General features: G+C 71.8%; 15 protein-coding genes. 6 read left to right on the top strand and 9 right to left on the bottom strand.

Annotated features, from left to right (window positions below; genetic code table 11):
- The first annotated feature begins 46 nt into the window (after positions 1-46).
- Positions 47-856, top strand: a complete 810-nt coding sequence (locus M4V62_RS03160; RefSeq protein ID WP_249585655.1) for an SDR family NAD(P)-dependent oxidoreductase — start codon at positions 47-49, stop codon at positions 854-856.
- A gap of 27 nt (positions 857-883) precedes the next feature.
- Here the strand turns inward: M4V62_RS03160 and M4V62_RS03155 are convergent, their stop codons facing one another.
- The gene (locus M4V62_RS03155; RefSeq protein ID WP_249585654.1) at positions 884-1,954 is read right to left on the bottom strand and encodes a ligand-binding sensor domain-containing protein; all 1,071 of its coding nucleotides are present in this window, start codon (positions 1,952-1,954) and stop codon (positions 884-886) included.
- Between the two features lie 255 nt (positions 1,955-2,209).
- Between M4V62_RS03155 and M4V62_RS03150 the strand changes: the two genes are divergently transcribed.
- Positions 2,210-3,055: an aldo/keto reductase gene (locus M4V62_RS03150; protein ID WP_249585653.1), complete on the top strand. Its 846-nt coding sequence runs from the start codon at positions 2,210-2,212 to the stop codon at positions 3,053-3,055.
- On the opposite strand, the gene cynR is transcribed toward M4V62_RS03150, so the two are convergent.
- Positions 3,033-3,920 carry a transcriptional regulator CynR gene (gene cynR / locus M4V62_RS03145; RefSeq protein ID WP_283779067.1) on the bottom strand — a complete coding sequence of 296 codons (888 nt, stop codon included), beginning with the start codon at positions 3,918-3,920 and terminating at the stop codon, positions 3,033-3,035. The genes M4V62_RS03150 and cynR overlap by 23 nt on opposite strands.
- A gap of 124 nt (positions 3,921-4,044) precedes the next feature.
- Between cynR and M4V62_RS03140 the strand changes: the two genes are divergently transcribed.
- Positions 4,045-4,647, top strand: a complete 603-nt coding sequence (locus M4V62_RS03140) for a carbonic anhydrase (protein ID WP_249585652.1) — start codon at positions 4,045-4,047, stop codon at positions 4,645-4,647.
- A gap of 68 nt (positions 4,648-4,715) precedes the next feature.
- Positions 4,716-5,186 carry a cyanase gene (cynS, locus tag M4V62_RS03135; protein ID WP_249585651.1) on the top strand — a complete coding sequence of 157 codons (471 nt, stop codon included), beginning with the start codon at positions 4,716-4,718 and terminating at the stop codon, positions 5,184-5,186.
- Positions 5,187-5,198: 12 nt separating this feature from the next.
- On the opposite strand, the gene M4V62_RS03130 is transcribed toward cynS, so the two are convergent.
- Both M4V62_RS03130 and M4V62_RS03125 read right to left on the bottom strand, forming a co-directional pair.
- Complete coding sequence (locus M4V62_RS03130; RefSeq protein WP_249585650.1) at positions 5,199-5,738, bottom strand: GNAT family N-acetyltransferase; 540 nt, start codon at positions 5,736-5,738, stop codon at positions 5,199-5,201.
- A gap of 75 nt (positions 5,739-5,813) precedes the next feature.
- Positions 5,814-7,133, bottom strand: a complete 1,320-nt coding sequence (locus tag M4V62_RS03125; RefSeq protein WP_249585649.1) for an aminotransferase class I/II-fold pyridoxal phosphate-dependent enzyme — start codon at positions 7,131-7,133, stop codon at positions 5,814-5,816.
- 125 nt (positions 7,134-7,258) lie between these two features.
- Here M4V62_RS03125 and M4V62_RS03120 point away from each other — a divergent pair, with 125 nt between their 5' ends.
- Positions 7,259-8,554 (top strand): MFS transporter, encoded by a 1,296-nt coding sequence (locus M4V62_RS03120; protein ID WP_283779066.1) that lies wholly within the window; start codon positions 7,259-7,261, stop codon positions 8,552-8,554.
- An 89-nt stretch (positions 8,555-8,643) separates the two neighbouring features.
- On the opposite strand, the gene M4V62_RS03115 is transcribed toward M4V62_RS03120, so the two are convergent.
- Positions 8,644-9,711, bottom strand: coding sequence for a YncE family protein (locus tag M4V62_RS03115; RefSeq protein WP_249585648.1), 1,068 nt, complete (start codon positions 9,709-9,711; stop codon positions 8,644-8,646).
- Positions 9,712-9,922: 211 nt separating this feature from the next.
- Here M4V62_RS03115 and M4V62_RS03110 point away from each other — a divergent pair, with 211 nt between their 5' ends.
- Complete coding sequence (locus M4V62_RS03110) at positions 9,923-11,425, top strand: alpha/beta hydrolase (protein WP_249585647.1); 1,503 nt, start codon at positions 9,923-9,925, stop codon at positions 11,423-11,425.
- Between the two features lie 67 nt (positions 11,426-11,492).
- Here the strand turns inward: M4V62_RS03110 and M4V62_RS03105 are convergent, their stop codons facing one another.
- Genes M4V62_RS03105 through M4V62_RS03090 form a run of 4 tightly spaced genes read right to left on the bottom strand, consistent with a single transcriptional unit; the run spans position 11,493 to position 15,469 of the window.
- Positions 11,493-12,440 (bottom strand): aminoglycoside phosphotransferase family protein, encoded by a 948-nt coding sequence (locus M4V62_RS03105; protein ID WP_249585646.1) that lies wholly within the window; start codon positions 12,438-12,440, stop codon positions 11,493-11,495.
- Positions 12,441-12,494: 54 nt separating this feature from the next.
- A complete protein-coding gene (locus M4V62_RS03100) occupies positions 12,495-13,439 on the bottom strand; it encodes an aldo/keto reductase (protein ID WP_249585645.1) in 945 nt (314 codons plus the stop codon).
- 35 nt (positions 13,440-13,474) lie between these two features.
- Entirely contained in the window at positions 13,475-14,431 is a 957-nt protein-coding gene (locus M4V62_RS03095) for an adenosine kinase (protein ID WP_249585644.1), read from the bottom strand.
- A gap of 3 nt (positions 14,432-14,434) precedes the next feature.
- Positions 14,435-15,469, bottom strand: a complete 1,035-nt coding sequence (locus M4V62_RS03090) for a LacI family DNA-binding transcriptional regulator (RefSeq protein ID WP_249585643.1) — start codon at positions 15,467-15,469, stop codon at positions 14,435-14,437.
- Between the last annotated feature and the right edge of the window lie 142 nt (positions 15,470-15,611).

Genomic DNA, 15,611 nt, shown 5'->3' with positions numbered 1-15,611 from the left:
TGATCGCGGTCATGTGCTCACGACTGCGTTCGGAGGCTGAACAGGCATGACAGAGAGCCGAGTTGTCGTCGTCACGGGCGGCGGAACGGGCATCGGCGCCGCCACGGCCCGGCAGCTGCGTGCGGCCGGGCACCGCGTGGTCGTCTCCGGGCGGCGTCCCGAGCCGCTGCACCGCGTGGCCGAGGAGACCGGGGCGCTGGCCCACCCCGCCGACGCGGGTGATCCCGCGGAGGTCGCGGGCCTCGTCGATGCGGCCATGGAAGCCTACGGCCGCATCGACGGGCTCGTGCTCAACGCCGGGGTCGGGCGCAGCGGAGCGGTCGGCGACCTCTCCGACGAGGACTGGGAGGCCGTGCTGCGCACCAACCTCACCGGGCCCTTCCTGCTCCTGCGGGCCGCGCTTCCCCACCTCCTTGAGGCGCGCGGCTCGGTGGTCGCCGTCGCCTCGGTCGCCGCCCTGCGCAACGGCGTGGCCAACGCGGCGTACGCGACGTCCAAGGCGGCGCTCCTCCAGCTGTGCCGCTCCCTCGCCGTCGACTACGGCAAGGCAGGGCTGCGCGCCAACACCGTGTGCCCCAGCTGGGTGCGGACCGAGATGGCCGACCGGCGGATGACGCGCTTCGCCGAGGAGGCCGGACTGGGGGACGGCGGCGCCGACGCCGCGTACGAGGAGGCGACGCGGCTCGTCCCCGCGGGCCGGCCGGGTGAGCCGGAGGAGGTCGCCGAGGCGATCACCTGGCTGCTCTCGCCCGCCGCGTCCTTCGTCAACGGCGCGACGCTGACCGTCGACGGCGGGGTGACGGCGGTGGACCCCGGAACCTCCGCGTTCGACTTCAGCATCGCGCCGCGCGCCTAGCGGACCGGGCGGAGAGAACTGGTCGGGTCAGCCGAAGCGTTCCACGCGGAGCTGGGCGGGTGGGAACGGCGAGAAGGACGTCGTGCCCACCGACCAGTAGCCGCCGTCGGTGCCGGGGATCGGGGCGATGCCCTGGGGCAGATAGGTGGATGGCGTCTCCGGTCCGCGTTCACTGATCCAGGCCGTGCCGTCCCAGCGCAGGTAGTGGGCGCGCTTCTGGTCCCAGAAGTCCCAGCCGGATATCCGGTCGGGCCGTCCCTTGGCGTCCGCCGTGATGCCGCTCAACAGGCCCACGGTGAAAGGCGACTTGACGCTGGTCCACCGGGTGCCGTCCCAGTGTTCCAGCGTGACGCCGGGCGGTTTGCCGGGCGGCCCGCCCACGCCGTACGCGAAGCCGGTGAGCCAGATGTCGTCGTGCGCGACCGGGAGCAGCCCGGTCACCGAGGCGCGGATACCGAGCGTGCGGGGCACCACCGTCCAGGCACCGTCCCAGCGGGCGATGATGTCGCCGTGGACCCACACCTCACCGCCGGGTGTCACGTGGACGCCGGACGGCGTGGGCGCGGCCTCGTCCGGCAGCGGCCTGCACCAGCGCCATGTCGTGCCGTCGCCGCGCATCAGCCCGGCGCGGTCGCCGTGCCGCCCCGACACCCAGAACCGGCCGCCGGGCGCGGACGCGACACCGGTCAGCCGCGTGCCCGGCTCGCCCCGGCCGGGGAAGTCCGCCTCGCGCCAGGTCGTGCCGTCCCACGCCAGGAGCTGGTCGTGGCCCGCGGTGTTCGTGCCGATGGCCCACGCCGTGCCGTCCGGACCGGCGGCGACCGCACGCAGGCCACCGCGGTACGTCAGGTGGGAGAGGTCGCTCAGTGACCAGGCGGAGCCGTTCCAGCTGAGGGCGAGCGGAGTGCCGAGGGTGCTTCCGTTGCGCCCCTGTTCGCCCACCGCCCAGGCGCGTTCGGGACTCGCGGCGGCGACCGCGAGCAGGTGGGCGGCCTCCTGCCCGGCCGGGGCGGTGACCTGCTGCCAGGCCGCGGCGGTGCCGGTGCCGGTGTCTGTGTCGGTTTCGGGCCGCGCGGGGGCGGCTCTGGCTAAGGGCACGGGCAGGGCCAACCCAGCGCCGGTGATGGCCAGTCCACGGACAAAGACGCGTCTTCGCATGAAGGGAGCCCTTCTTGAGGTCATGTCTTGAGGTCTTGTCGGACGCTTGCCGGAGGCAACACCCTGAACCGGGCGAGGTGAGCCGTCAATGCACGGGGATGCGCAATTCGGGTCAGGCCGCGCGGAGTTATTCGGGGGCGATGCGGTGATGTTCGCCGGTAACGTGGCGCGTCGACTGAGGGGTGGACGCGACACATGACATCGAGCACCTTCCGCATCGGCGGTGAGATCGGCGTGCGCCGGATCGGGTTCGGGGCGATGCGCCTCGCGACCGAGGCCGGGGCGGCCAGGGAGGCCTCCATCGCGGTGGCCCGGCGGGCCGTCGAACTGGGCGTCACACTGATCGACACGGCGTTCATGTACGGCTGGGGCGCCAACGAGGAACTCCTGGTCGAGGCCCTGCATCCCTATCCGGACGACCTGCTCATCGCGACCAAGGTCGCCATCGAGAAGCCGCAGCCGGGGGAAGAGGCCTCGATCAACGGACGGCCGGAGTTCCTGCGTGAGCAGGTCGAGCAGGCCCTGCGCAGGCTTCGCGTGGAGCGGATCGGGCTGCTCCAGATGCACCGCCTCGATCCGAAGGTCCCGCTCGCCGATCAGCTCGGCACGCTGCGGGAGTTCCAACTCGACGGCAGGATCGGCCATATCGGCCTGTCCGAGGTCACCGTCGACGAACTCGACGAGGCGCGGGGCATCGTCGACGTGGCGAGCGTGCAGAACCGCTACAGCCTGCTCGATCGCGAGCACGAGGCCGTGCTCGACGCCTGTGACGCGGCCGGGATCGCCTTCCTGCCCTGGCGGCCCGTCCACCCGGCGGCCTCGACGGCGACGGCCGAGATCGCGGCCGTGGCGGCCGAACTCGACGCCACCGCGGCGCAGGTCGCGCTGGCGTGGCTGCTCGACCGTTCACCCGTCGTGCTGCCGATTCCGGGCACCGCGTCGCTCGACCACCTGGCGGAGAACGTCGCCGCGGGGGACCTGCGGCTGAGCGACGAGCAGCGCCGGCGCCTCGACGGGATCACGCTTCCCACTGCCGGATGAGCCCGGTCAGCGCCTGCGCCGCGGCACTGGTGTAGGCGCTGTCGCGGCGCAGGAGTACCACCGTGCGGGCGGGCAGTGCGGGGGCGAGCGTGACGGGGTGCAGGTGGGGGTGGTCGCGGGTGAGCGCGTCGGGCAGGACCGTGGCCAGGCCGGTGCGGTGGACGATCTCCGTCAGAGCGTTGATCGAGTTGGCTTCCACGGTGATGCGCGGCCGCACGTGGTGTGCGGCGAGATAGGCGTCGATGTGGCCGCGTGTGGCGAAGTCGCCGCTGAGCAGGGCCAGTTCGAGACCTTCGGTCATCTCCCGCACGGGCAGCGGCTCGTCGCGTCCCGTGTGCGGGTGGCGGGGCCCCACGACGAGGCCGAGGGTCTCGGTGAACAGCGCCGTTCCGGTGATGCCGGGAAGGTGGTCCGCGCTGAAGGCGATCCCCAGGTCGAGTTCGTCGGCGAGCAGCGCGGCCTCGATGCCGTCCTGGTTCATCTCGCGCACGTCGAGGCTGATCGCCGGATGGCGGGCGTGGAACCGGGCGACGAGCGGGCCGATGAGGTAGGCCGTGAACGTCGGGGTCATCGCTAGGCGCAGATGGCCGCGGGTCAGGTCCTGTACGTCGAGGACGGCGCGTTCGGCCGCGGCGAGGTCGCGCAGGGCACGGCGCGCGTAGGGGACGTAGGCCTCCCCGGCATCGGTCAGGCGGACACTGCGGCCGGTGCGGTCCAGGAGCTGGACGCCCAGTGACTTCTCCAGCTGCTTGATCTGCTGGGAGAGGGTCGGCTGGGAGATGCGCAGGTCTTCGGCGGCGCGGGTGAAGTTGCCGTGCTCGGAGACGGCGAGCAGATAGCGCAGGTGGCGCAGTTCCAAGGCCATGACCACAACTATAGATGGCATCGATGGCAGGCATGGCTATTACATCTTGGACGCTATAGACCCAGGTCATGCATGGTGGATCTCGTCAGCCCCACCAGGGCCGATGCCACCGAAGGGAGTGACCATGCAGGACCTCACCGAGGGTGTCGCGCGTTTCCGGCGCGATGTCTTCCCGGCGAAGGCCGACCTCTTCACCCACCTCGCGGACAGCCACGCGCCGACGACGCTCTTCATCAGCTGCTCCGACGCCCGGGTGGTGCCGGAGCTGATCACCCAGAGCGAGCCGGGTGAGCTGTTCGTCATCCGGACCGCGGGCAACCTCGTGCCCGCCTACGCACCTGGCTCGGACGGGGTGGCAGCCGGGATCGAGTACGCCGTCGCCGTCCTGGGTGTGTCGGACGTCGTCGTCTGCGGGCACTCCGCCTGCGGAGCGATGACCGCCCTCGCCGAACAGCACGACCTGGGCGGCCTGCCTGCCGTCGCCGACTGGCTGCGCCACGCGGACGCCTCCCGGGCCAGGGCCGGTGCCGAGGCCTGTGCCGAGCCGGGTACGGAACAGCTGGCCGACCTCGTACGGGAGAACGTGCGGGCCCAGCTGGCGAACCTCGCCACCCACCCCTCGGTGGCCCGCGCCCTGCTCCGGGGCACGCTCGCGCTGCACGGCTGGGTCTACGACATCCCCACCGGCACGGTCGAGGAACTCGACGCCGCCGCCGTCCGCGCCTGACGACCAAGCCCGTTACGCGCATCACACGCATCACACGCATCACGCCAACCAAGCAAGGAAGTCTTCCCATGACGCAAGCCCAGTTCGACCCCACCGCCCGCCAGGCCCTGGCCGTCACCGCCGTCGAGGCCAAGGTGCGCAAGGATCTGTCCTGGCAGCAGATAGCCGACGTCACCGGCTACTCGGTCGCCTTCGTCACCGCCGCCGTGCTCGGCCAGCACGCCCTGCCGGAGCCGGCCGCGCGGGCCGTCGCCGAGCTCCTCGGCCTGGACGCCGACGCGGCGACGCTGCTCCAGACCATCCCGACGCGTGGTTCCATCCCCGGCGGGATCCCCACCGACCCGACCATCTACCGCTTCTACGAAATGCTCCAGGTCTACGGCACCACGCTCAAGGCCCTGGTCCACGAGGAGTTCGGCGACGGCATCATCAGCGCGATCAACTTCAGGCTTGACGTGAAGAAGGTCGCCGACCCCGAGGGCGGGGAGCGCGCCGTCATCACCCTGGACGGCAAGTACCTGCCGACCAAGCCCTTCTGAGGCAGCGTCACATCAGGCCGTAGGACGGTCGATCCGGTAGAGGTAGTGGGCGCGGTCGTCGACGGGGTTGTCCGGTTCGAGCGACACGTCGGCGACGCGCCGCAGGCCCGCCTTCTCCAGTACGCGCCAGGACGCGTGATTGCCCGTGTGCACGGGGACGAGCACCGCGGTGGCATCGGGGTGGTCGGTCCAGGTGGCCTCGACGATCGCCCGGATCATGCGCGTGCCGAGCCCCCGGCCGACCCGGAGGGGGTCCCCGATGAGGTAGTCGATGGACATGGCGCCCTGGGGGAGTTCCACCTGGCCGGCCAACTCGGCGCCGTACTCGGGGTAGTCGGCGAAGCGGTAGCGCTGGACGAGGCCGAACGGCTCGCCGTCGAGCAGCATGAGCAGGTCCTCCGACGCCTCCTCTCCGCGGGCCGCCGGGCCGAAGTCGCGCTCCAAGGCCTCGGGTGACGTCTCGTGGTTCCACCAGCGCGCGACGTGCGGCTGCTCCAGCCACCGCCGCAGCAGAGGGAAGTCCGGTTCGTCGAGTCGACGCCAGGTGATCATCGGGCACCTCGGGGGAGTGGATCATGGGAGAGCGGGACGGTGGACGCCGCGTCCATTGTCCCGCTCACCGCGGTATCAACCTCCGTACGTGGCCTCGGACTCGCCGAGCACCGCGGCGAAGTCCGAGGCGAGCGGCGCCGTGTCCGCCACCTCCAGCATGGCCGTGGTGATCCGTACGGCGGTGGGCGTGGCGATGCGGAAGCGCGACCCCGCGGCCACCCACCACCCCCGCGAGCGCAGTCCGTTGACCACCGCGGACTCGTCCCGCACCGGCACCCACACGTTCATCCCGCTCGCCCCGCGCGCCGGGATCCCGCGCCGCGCGAGCTCCCCGATCAGCGCCAGGCGCCGCTCGGTGTAGGCGCGCTCGGCCCGCCCCACCAGCGCTCGCGCGGCAGGATCGGCCATCGTGCGCTCGACCGTCTCCTGGAGTACGTGACTGACCCACCCCGACGTGAGCAGCATCCGTCCCTCGTGCCGGGCCAGCGTGGTGGCGTCGCACGCCAGCGCCGCCCACCGCAGGTCGACGCTCAGATGCTTGGACACGGTCCGCACCTGGGCCCAACGTGCGAGCCCGCCGGCGGCCAGCGAGTACGCGGGCGGCCCCGCGATGTCCGCGTTGTGATCGTCCTCGACGACCAGGACGTCAGGGAAGCCGCCGAGGACTTCGAGCAGGGCGTCCCGCCGCGCCTCCGAGAAGCAGCCGCCCACCGGGTTCTGTCCGCGAGGGCTGCACACCAGGGCCCTGACCCCGGCCCGCAGCGCACCGCGCAACGCATCGGGCCTGATCCCCTCGTCGTCCACCGCCACCGGCACCATGCGAAGGCCCAACGCCGGTACCAGATCGAGGAGATGATGGAAACCGGGGTCCTCCACGGCCACCGCGTCGCCCGGCTTCAGTTCCACGGACAGCAGCCGCGCCATGCAGTCGAGCGCCCCGTGCGCGAAGGTGACCCGGTCGTCGGGCACGCCGTCCCGCGCGAACCACTCGCGGGCCAGCTCCTCAAGCCCCGCACGGCGCGGCGAACCGCGGTGCGAACCGCTGACGGGGTCCACCCGGTCGGGCGGAAGGAGCACCGGAAGCAGCGCCGGATCCGGATGTCCGCCCGCCAGATCGCGCACCCCCTGCGGCACCTTCGGCGGGCGGCGCGTGCCGACCGCCGGGGCCTGTGCCACCACCGTTCCGCCGCGCCCGCGCGTCACGACGATCCCGCGCTGCCGGAGCTCCTTGTAGGCCGTCGCCACCGTCCCCGCGCTGACCCCGAGGTCGTCGGCGAGCCTGCGCACCGGAGGCAGCGCGTCGCCAGGCGCCAAACCGCCCTCGGTCACGGCCTGTTCGACCGAGGAGGTGATTCCCTTGGCGGTCGCGCCACTGATCGCATATTGTGCTGCCACGTAAGTAAGTATGTATCAGTACAAAAGAAGGAGTCAAGCCGGGCGTGGCGACGTCACGTCACGGCCGGTCGCAACGCACGTCAGTCACCTCGCACGTCAGTCACATCGCAAGCCAAGGGGGAGTGGTGAGCCTCAGTCGCAGGCGGGCCGCGCTGTACGCACGCATACCAGGGGGCATCGACGGCCGCCGCATGCTCTGGATCGCACTGATCAACAAGGCGGGCACCGGACTCTGGATGGGGGCGGCGGCCCTCTACTTCACTCTGGTCACCGGGCTCTCCGTCACCGAGGTCGGCGTGCTCATGGGCGTCTCGGGGGCCGTTGGTATCGCGGGCGCACCGCTCGCGGGCCACCTCGCCGACCGCTTCCCCGTCACCCGCGTCATCATCGGTGCCCAAGTCCAGCAGGCCATCGCCCTGTTGGCGCTGCTGACCACGGACAACTTCTCCCTGCTCCTTGTCTACTCGGCCGTCAGCAGCCTCGCCGACCGCGGAGCCAACGTCCTCACCAAGCTGTACGCCGCCCGCATCGCGGGCCCGGACCGCACCAAGTACCAAGCCGTGCAGCGCTCCGTCTCCAACGCGGGCTGGGCCATCGGCGGCCTTGCCGGTGCGCTCGCCCTCGCCGTCGGCACCACCCATGCCTACCAGGCCCTGCTCATCGGCAACGTGCTCAGCTTCCTCGCCGCCGCGGCCCTCACCCTGCGCTGTGCCGAACCGCCCTCCCCCTCCCGGTTGGTCACCGACTCCACGGCCCCGGCCCCGCAGGCCAGGCCGTCCAGCCCCTGGCGCGACCGCCCCTACCTGCTGTTCACCGCCACCGAGGCGGCACTCTTCCTCGACGACGCGGTGCTCCAGGTCGGCATGCCCCTGTGGATCGTCCACGCCACCGACGCCCCGCACGGTCTCGCGCCGCTGCTCATGGTCCTCAACTGCGTGCTCGTGGTCTGCTGCCAGGTCCCCCTGTCCCGCTTCGGGAGCACGCCGGACAAGGCCCGCGGGCTCCTCGTGCCCCTCGCCGCCTGCTTCGTCGTCGGCTGCGCCGCCATGGCCGCCTCGGTGGTCGGTGGCATCTGGCCGACCGTCACGGCTCTGGTGGTCGCGGCGGTCGCCTTCACCTTCGCGGAGATCCTGCACGCCATCGCGTCCTGGGAGCTCTCCATCGCGCTCGCCCCCGACGACGCCCAGGGCGCCTACCTCGGGGTGCACGGTCTTTCCTCGTCCGCCCAGCGCAGCGGGGGACCGCTCCTGGTCACCGCCGTGATCGCCGCGGGTCCCCTCGCCTGGCCGCTGCTCGGCGCGGGCGTGATCGCGACCGTCGCGGCACAGAGCCATCTCGTACGTACGAGGCTGCGCAGGCCGGGCGGCCCCGCTGAGGCGCGGGGCGCGCTGCGCGAACGGGGCCAGCGGCTCGGGTCGTAGCCCGTCATCGGAGACCGACCCGTGACGGCGTCCGGCCCGCCACGGGTGCGTGGCGGGCCGGACTTGGGGAGGTGCGCAGTGCTTGAGCCTCAGCGGCCGACGCGGATGCGGTGCGCCTGGTCCTGGCCCTCGGGGCCGGTGCCGGACTTGTCGAGCACGAACGCCGTACCGTGTGTCACCTGGACGTGGTTGGGGTTGGCGCCGGTGGTCAGGGTCTCCACGACGGCGCCCTTGGCGGGGTCGACGACCGTGACGGTGCCGGGGGTCCGGTTGGCGACCAGGACGCTGCCCGAACGCCGGTCGGTGGCGACGGACAGGGCGCCCGCGCCGGTCGGCACGGACTTCGTGACGGTGCCCTTCTTGAGGTCGACGACCGAGAGGCCCCCGGCGGCCTGGTCGGCGGTGTAGGCGGTGCGGCCGTCCTGGGAGAGCGCGATGGAGATCGGGCCGTCACCGGTGGGGATGAGGCGGGGGCTCTCGCTTTTCCGGGTGATCTCGATGATGCGGTCGCCGCCCAGGTCGGCGGCGTAGGCGGTGCCGGTCCGTGCGTTCACCGCGAGGCCGGTCGGGCTCGATCCCTCGGCCGTGACGCGCTTCTTCTCCTTGAAGGTGCGGGTGTCGAAGGCGACGACGGTGGCGTCGCCGAAGCTGCTCGCCCACGCCGTGTTGTGCTTGGCGTCCACGACGACCTCACGGGCGTGGTTCACGCCGGGCAGCGAGGCGAGGTGCTTGCCGGTGCGCTGGTCGTAGACGGCGACTGAGTTGTCGCGCGTGTTCGTCGTCCAGACGGTGTTGTGCTCGTCGTCGACGGCGACTCCGTAGACGGCCTCGACGGCGCCGGTCTCGGCGTTGGTGACGGGAGGCGTGTAGGTGGCCTTCACCTTCAGCGTGCGCGGGTCGACCTTCAGGAGGCTGGAGTTGGTGACGGGCGGCCGGCCCACCGCGGAGGTGGCCCACAGCACGTTGTTCCGCTCGGAGTACGCGGACTGGTAGAGCCCCTTCACGAGCGGCGCGGACTCGACGGTCGAGCCGGACGCTTTGCCGGTGGTCTGGCCCGGCTGCGCGGACGCGGTGCCGGTCAGGGCCAGCGCGCTGCCCGCGGCGAGGGCCACGGCGACTGCGGCGGTACGGCGGATGCGGCAGGTGAGTGAGGTCATGCTGCGTCGATCTCCTTGACAGAGGCGCCTCCGGAAGAGGCGAGCACTCGATAACTTAGCTTAGCCTAACCTAAGTCACACGCCTTGAATCGTGTGGCGCCCGCCACATCCGACCCTACGACCCCTAGGGGCAAGACGAGGGCAAACCCTCAGCCATATAGGGCAGTTGGGAGGATGCGGCGGCCGGAACGGATCGGCGAGGCTCGTCCCCATGACGAAGATCAAGCGAAACGCAGCCCTGCTCGCCGCCTCCGCGGCCGTCCTCAGCCTGACCGCACCGCTGGCCGCGACGGCCTCGACGCCCGCCGCCCCCACCGCTCCCGCCACGGCCAAGTCGCTCGACTGGCAGCCGTGCAAGGGCAGCGGCGTCGACCCCCGCCAGGAGTGCGCCACCGTCGAAGTCCCGATGGACTACGCCCACCCCAAGGGCAAGCAGATCGGCATCGCCGTCTCGCGCATCCCCGGCGAGAACCCCGATGCGCGCCGCGGCGCACTGCTCCTGATCCCCGGCGGGCCCGGCGGCTCCGGCATCAACAACCCTTCGGGCAAGGGCCAGAAGCTGCCGCAGGCGGTCCGGGACGCCTACGACCTGATCGGCTTCGACCCCCGGGGCATGGGCCGCTCCACCCCGGTCAGCTGCGGCCTCGGCCAAGCCGACCTCGCCCCGTCGAGACTGCGCCCCTGGCCCGCTCCCGACGGTTCCGTCACCGGCAACATGACCGCGGCCCGGCGGGTGTCGGACGCCTGCGCACGCAACGGCGGCGACCTCATCCGCCACATCAGCACCGCCAACGAGGCGCGCGACCTCGACCGCGTCCGCGCGGCGCTCGGCGAGCGGAAGGTCTCCGCGTGGGGCGTCTCGTACGGAACCTACGTCGGCGCGGTCTACAGCCAGCTCTTCCCGCACCGCACCGACCGCGTCGTCCTCGACAGCAACGACGACCCCGACCCCACGCGGGTCTCCCGCGGCTGGCTCGCCGGGCATGAGCAGGGAGTCGAGGACACCTTCCCCGAGTTCGCCAAGTGGGCCTCGGCACCCGGTAATCCGGACCGGCTGGCCCGGACGGCGGCCGAGGTGCGCCCGCTCTTCCTGCGCCTGGCCGCCGAGCTGGACCGCGACCCGATCCCCTGGCCGGGCGCCAACCCCGCGGAGCTCGACGGCAACGTCCTGCGCCAGGCCCTGCTGACCACCCTCTATGACCCCGACGACTTCCCCGGCCTGGCCGAGCTGATCCTGGCCGCCCGGAAGGGCACGGTCCCGCCCGCGCCGCAGGCTCCCCCGGAGGCGGTGCTGCAGAACGCCGTCGCGGTGGGCTCCGCCGTCCTCTGCAATGACATCGAGTGGCCCGGGTCGCCGGACGCGTACGCGAAGGAGGTCGCCGAGAGCCGGTCCAAGTACCCCCTGACCGCGGGGATGCCGAGGAACGCGATGCCCTGCGCGGCCTGGCCGTTCCGGCCGAAGGAGGCCCCGGTGCGGATCACCGACAGCGGCCCGTCCAACATCCTCCTCGTCCAGAACGAACGCGACCCGGCGACCCCGCTCAGCGGCGCCCTCAAGCTCCGCACGTCCCTGGGCGAGCGAGCCACGATGGTGACGGTGAACTCGACGGGACACGACGCCTACCTCGACAACGGCAATGAGTGCGGCGACCGGACGGTCTCCCACTTCCTGGCGACGGGGGAGCGGCCGAGCCGGGACAAGTACTGCGGCTAGAGGGGACAGCAGGCGGGCCGCGCTGTTCCTGGTCGACGTCGCGCACCGGCGCTGTGCGGCCCACCCTTCAGGCCAGCGACTCCGCGGTGTCCAGGAACGGCCGACCGAGCTCCTGCGCACCGAAGTCGAGCACATAGAGCCCGGTGGAGACCCGCTCCAGGAAGCCCCACTCCCAGACCGCCCGCTGATCCACCCCGGTCCGCTCCGAGAGCTGCGCGCAGTAGGAGCGGACCAGACCCACGGCCGAAGCCGCGTCCATACCCCTCAACTCCCCGCACCAGTCGCGGAGTACGACCCCCAGGTCGTACGCGGGATCGGCGAGGAACCCGTCGGGATCCACGAAGACGAACCCCGCCTCTGCCCCGGGCCGCGGCGCGGTGACCCGCAGCGCGTTGCCCGGATGAGGGTCGCCGTGCACGACGACGCAACGGCCGGGATCGAACGCCGCTGCCCGCCGTTCGGCGTACGTCAGGGCCTGGGCCACGACCCGCTCCGAGCAGGGCCGGCCGAGGCCCTCCCACAGCCGTCCGACCAACTCGCCCAGGGCGAGGGCCTTCTCCTGCGACGGATCGACGCTCAGCCCCGGTGCGCGAGGTACCCGCCAAGCGCTCTGGAGCATGGCGCACAACGTCTTGATCTGCCGCCACGGATCGAGACCGAGCCGGTCCATCGAAGGCCCGAGCGCTTCCTGGAGCATCGCGTGACGGTCGAGATCATGGGCAAGGAGCTTCGCGTACCCGTGCCCCCGCGCGAGGTGAAGGGTCTGCACCTGGGCGGCGAAGTCCGGCGTGGGAAGGGAGAGTTTGAGCACCGCGTCACGTCCGTCCTCGATCCGGGCCCGCGCCACGTACGAGGCACTCCCGCCGGGCAGCGACCGCCCGACCTCGATGGACCAGCGCCGCTCCAGATCACGGATGAGACCGGGCAGCCCGGCCAGCCACCGCTCCCCGAGGGCTCCGAGGCTGTGGGCCTTCTGGCGTACGAGGGGCTGGACTTCGACGGCGGGCTCGGTCACGGCGTCGATTATGGCCGCCGGGAACGGGGAGTTGGCGCCCGGCGTGATCAACGCCTAGGGCAGCGGTCCGCCGCGGGCGGTGATCCACAGGTCGTACCACTCCTCGTGGGTGAGTTCCGGTTCGCGGTGCACGGCGTCCCGGCAGGCGAGGATGCGCTCGGGGCGGCTTGTGCCGATGACCGGGGCGATCCGTGCCGGGTGGCGCTGGAGCCACCACAGCAGGATGGTCTCCGGTGTCGTCCCCTTGCGGGCGGCGAGGTCGGTGACGAGCCGAGCGGTCGGTGAATCGCCGCCGCTCGTGAAGCGGCCCCTGGCGAGCGCTCCCCAGGCCTGCAGCTGGATTCCGTTGGTGGCGCAGTATTCCAGCGTTCCGTGCGGGAAGCCGCTGTCGGACGCCGCCGGTGTGTTCACGAGCACGCCCGACTCGACCCAGTCGCGGCTCTCCAGGCTCATCTCCAGCTGGTTGGCGACCAGCGGCACGTCGAGGTGTGCCCGCAGGTGGGCGATCTGGGCGGCGCTCATGTTCGACACGCCGAACCTGCGCACCAGGCCCTGCCCGTGCAGGGTGGTGAGGGCCTTCGCGATGTCCTCCGGGCCCGTCAGTGGGTCGGGGCGGTGCAGGAGCAGTACGTCGATCACGTCGGTGCGCAGCCGGGTGAGGCTCTCCTCGACGCGCTGGACGATGCTCGGGCCCCGCAGGTCGTACAACCCTGGCCGGTCGCCGTCGGCGAGGCGGATGCCGCACTTGGTCTGCAGGACGATGCGGTCGCGCAACCCGGTTGCTCTGGCAAGGACTTCGCCGAAGACTGCCTCGGACTTGCCGTGCCGGTAGATGTCAGCGTGGTCGAACACGGTGACGCCGGCCTCAAGGGCGGCGTCCACGGCGGCCTCTGCTCCGGCGATGTCCTTGGCGGTGTACGGCGTGGTGTCCCACGTTCCGCCGATCCCCATGCACCCGTACAGCACGCGGCCGGTGCGCCCGTCGGTCTGCGATGCCATGTCCCCTCCTCCGTGTCGCTCCGTGGTGGACCTGGTCATCGTCGCTCAGGTCCGCGAGTGTCCGGTCGGCGGGCCGTCCTGTGACTCGTCGACTCGGCGGACAGGGTGAGGAGTTGGTCCCTGGTGATGACGTCCGTCCGCGTGGCAGGGACGGTGCAGGCGTACGCGCCGGCGATCGCGCCGTAGTGGGCGCAGCGCGCGGGCGGCTCGCCGGTCAGCCGGCCGAAGAGGTAGCCGGACGCGAAGGCGTCACCGGCGCCGTTGGAGTCCACCACCGGCGCGGGGGGCGTGACGGCAGGCACGTGGGACAGCTCGCCGTCGACGAGGAGATGGGCACCCTCGGCTCCGGCCGTCGCGACGACCGCCTCGGCCCGGCCCCGCGCGGCGATCCGCCGCATCGTCCTCTCCGGGTCCGTCAGGGCGGTGGCCGACAGGAAGACGAGGTCGGCTTCGTGGGCGAAGGCCTCGTGGTACGGCTCGGATCCGTCCCAGTCGTGCAGGTCGGTCGAGACGGTCACTCCCGACGCGCGCAGTGTGGGCAGGGTGAAGGCGCAGGGGTAGGTGAGGGAGACGTGGGCGTGCCGGCTCACCGAGGCGAGGGCCTCGACCGTCGCCGCGGGCAGCCGGTCCGCTTCCTGGGAGCGGCTGTTGTCGTACAGCGAGAGGCGCCGCCCGTCGGGGCCGACGAGGTTCACCGCGCGTTTGGTGCCGCGGCGCTGGAACACCTCGGTGAGCGGGATGCCCCGCTCGCGGTGCAGGGCCCGCACCAGGTCGCCCTCGTGGTCGTCGCCGATCAGGTCGATGTGATGCGTACGCAGACCCAGGGCCTGCACCCCCATCGCCACGAAGTCGCCGGTCTGCCCGGCCCGCATGTCGATCGCGGGCACCATGTGGCTGTCGGCGAAGGGGAGCGGGAGCTCGGGAACGTACACGATCGAGTCCACACCGGCGCCGCCGAGCACCAGGACGTCGATCTCGGTCTCCCTGGGCACGGCCTAGGCGTCGCGCTGCTCGGACCGGCCGGATGCGGTCGAGTCGCGGACCACCAGTTCCGGCATGAAGACGAACTCGCTGTGCGGAGCCGGGGTCCCGCCGATCTCCTCCAGGAGGGTGCGGACCGAGGCCTGGCCCATGGCCTGGACCGGCTGGCGGATGGTGGTCAGCGGGGGATCGGTGAACGCGATGAGCGGGGAGTCGTCGTAGCCGACCACCGAGATGTCCCGGGGCACCTCCAAGTCCCGTTCCCGGGCGGCCCGGACGGCGCCGAGCGCCATCATGTCGCTGGCGCACACGATCGCGGTGCAGCCCCGGCCGATCAGCGTGCCCGCCGCTGCCTGGCCGCCCTCCAGGGTGTAGAGGGAGTGCTCGATGAGCTGCTCGGAGTCCTCGGGCGACATCCCGAGGCGTTCGCGCATGCCGATCTGGAAGCCCTCGATCTTGCGCAGCACCGGCACGAAGCGCTTGGGGCCCACCGCGAGGCCGATGCGGGTGTGGCCGAGCGATGCGAGGTGCGTGACGGCGAGGCGGGCCGCGGCGCGGTCGTCGGTGGAGACGAAGGGGGCCTGCACCTTGGGGGAGAAGCCGTTGACGAGGACGAACGGCACGCCCTTGCCGCGCAGGACTTCGTAGCGCTCCATGTCGGCGGTGGTGTCCGCGTGCAGTCCGGAGACGAAGATGATCCCGGAGACGCCGCGGTCCACCAGCATCTCAGTGAGCTCGTCCTCGGTGGAGCCGCCGGGTGTCTGGGTGGCGAGCACCGGTGTGTAGCCCTGGCGGGTCAGGGCCTGGGCGATGACCTGGGCGAGCGCGGGGAAGATCGGGTTGTCCAGCTCGGGCGTGATCAGGCCGACCAGTCCTGCGCTGCTGCGCTGTCGCAGCCGGGTGGGCCGCTCGAAGCCGAGCATGTCCAGGGCGGCGAGGACGGATTCGCGGGTGGCCGCCGCAACACCGGGCTTGCCGTTGAGGACGCGGCTGACGGTGGCTTCGCTCACCCCCGCCTGTGCTGCGATGTCGACGAGCCGTGCGGTCATGCAGGGACTGTACCGGTGATCTGCCTGCTTGCCCACTGCTTGTGAAAGCTTGCAGCAAGTACTGACTCTGCAAGGTACTTGCGGGGCATTCAGGGCGAACTAGGGAACAACGACCCCACCTCAGGGGCCTGTCAAGCGCAGC

Source organism: Streptomyces durmitorensis (assembly GCF_023498005.1).
GTDB lineage: Bacteria > Actinomycetota > Actinomycetes > Streptomycetales > Streptomycetaceae > Streptomyces > Streptomyces durmitorensis.
Note: the sequence above shows the minus strand (reverse complement) of the source record. Positions and strands in the feature narration are given on the sequence as shown.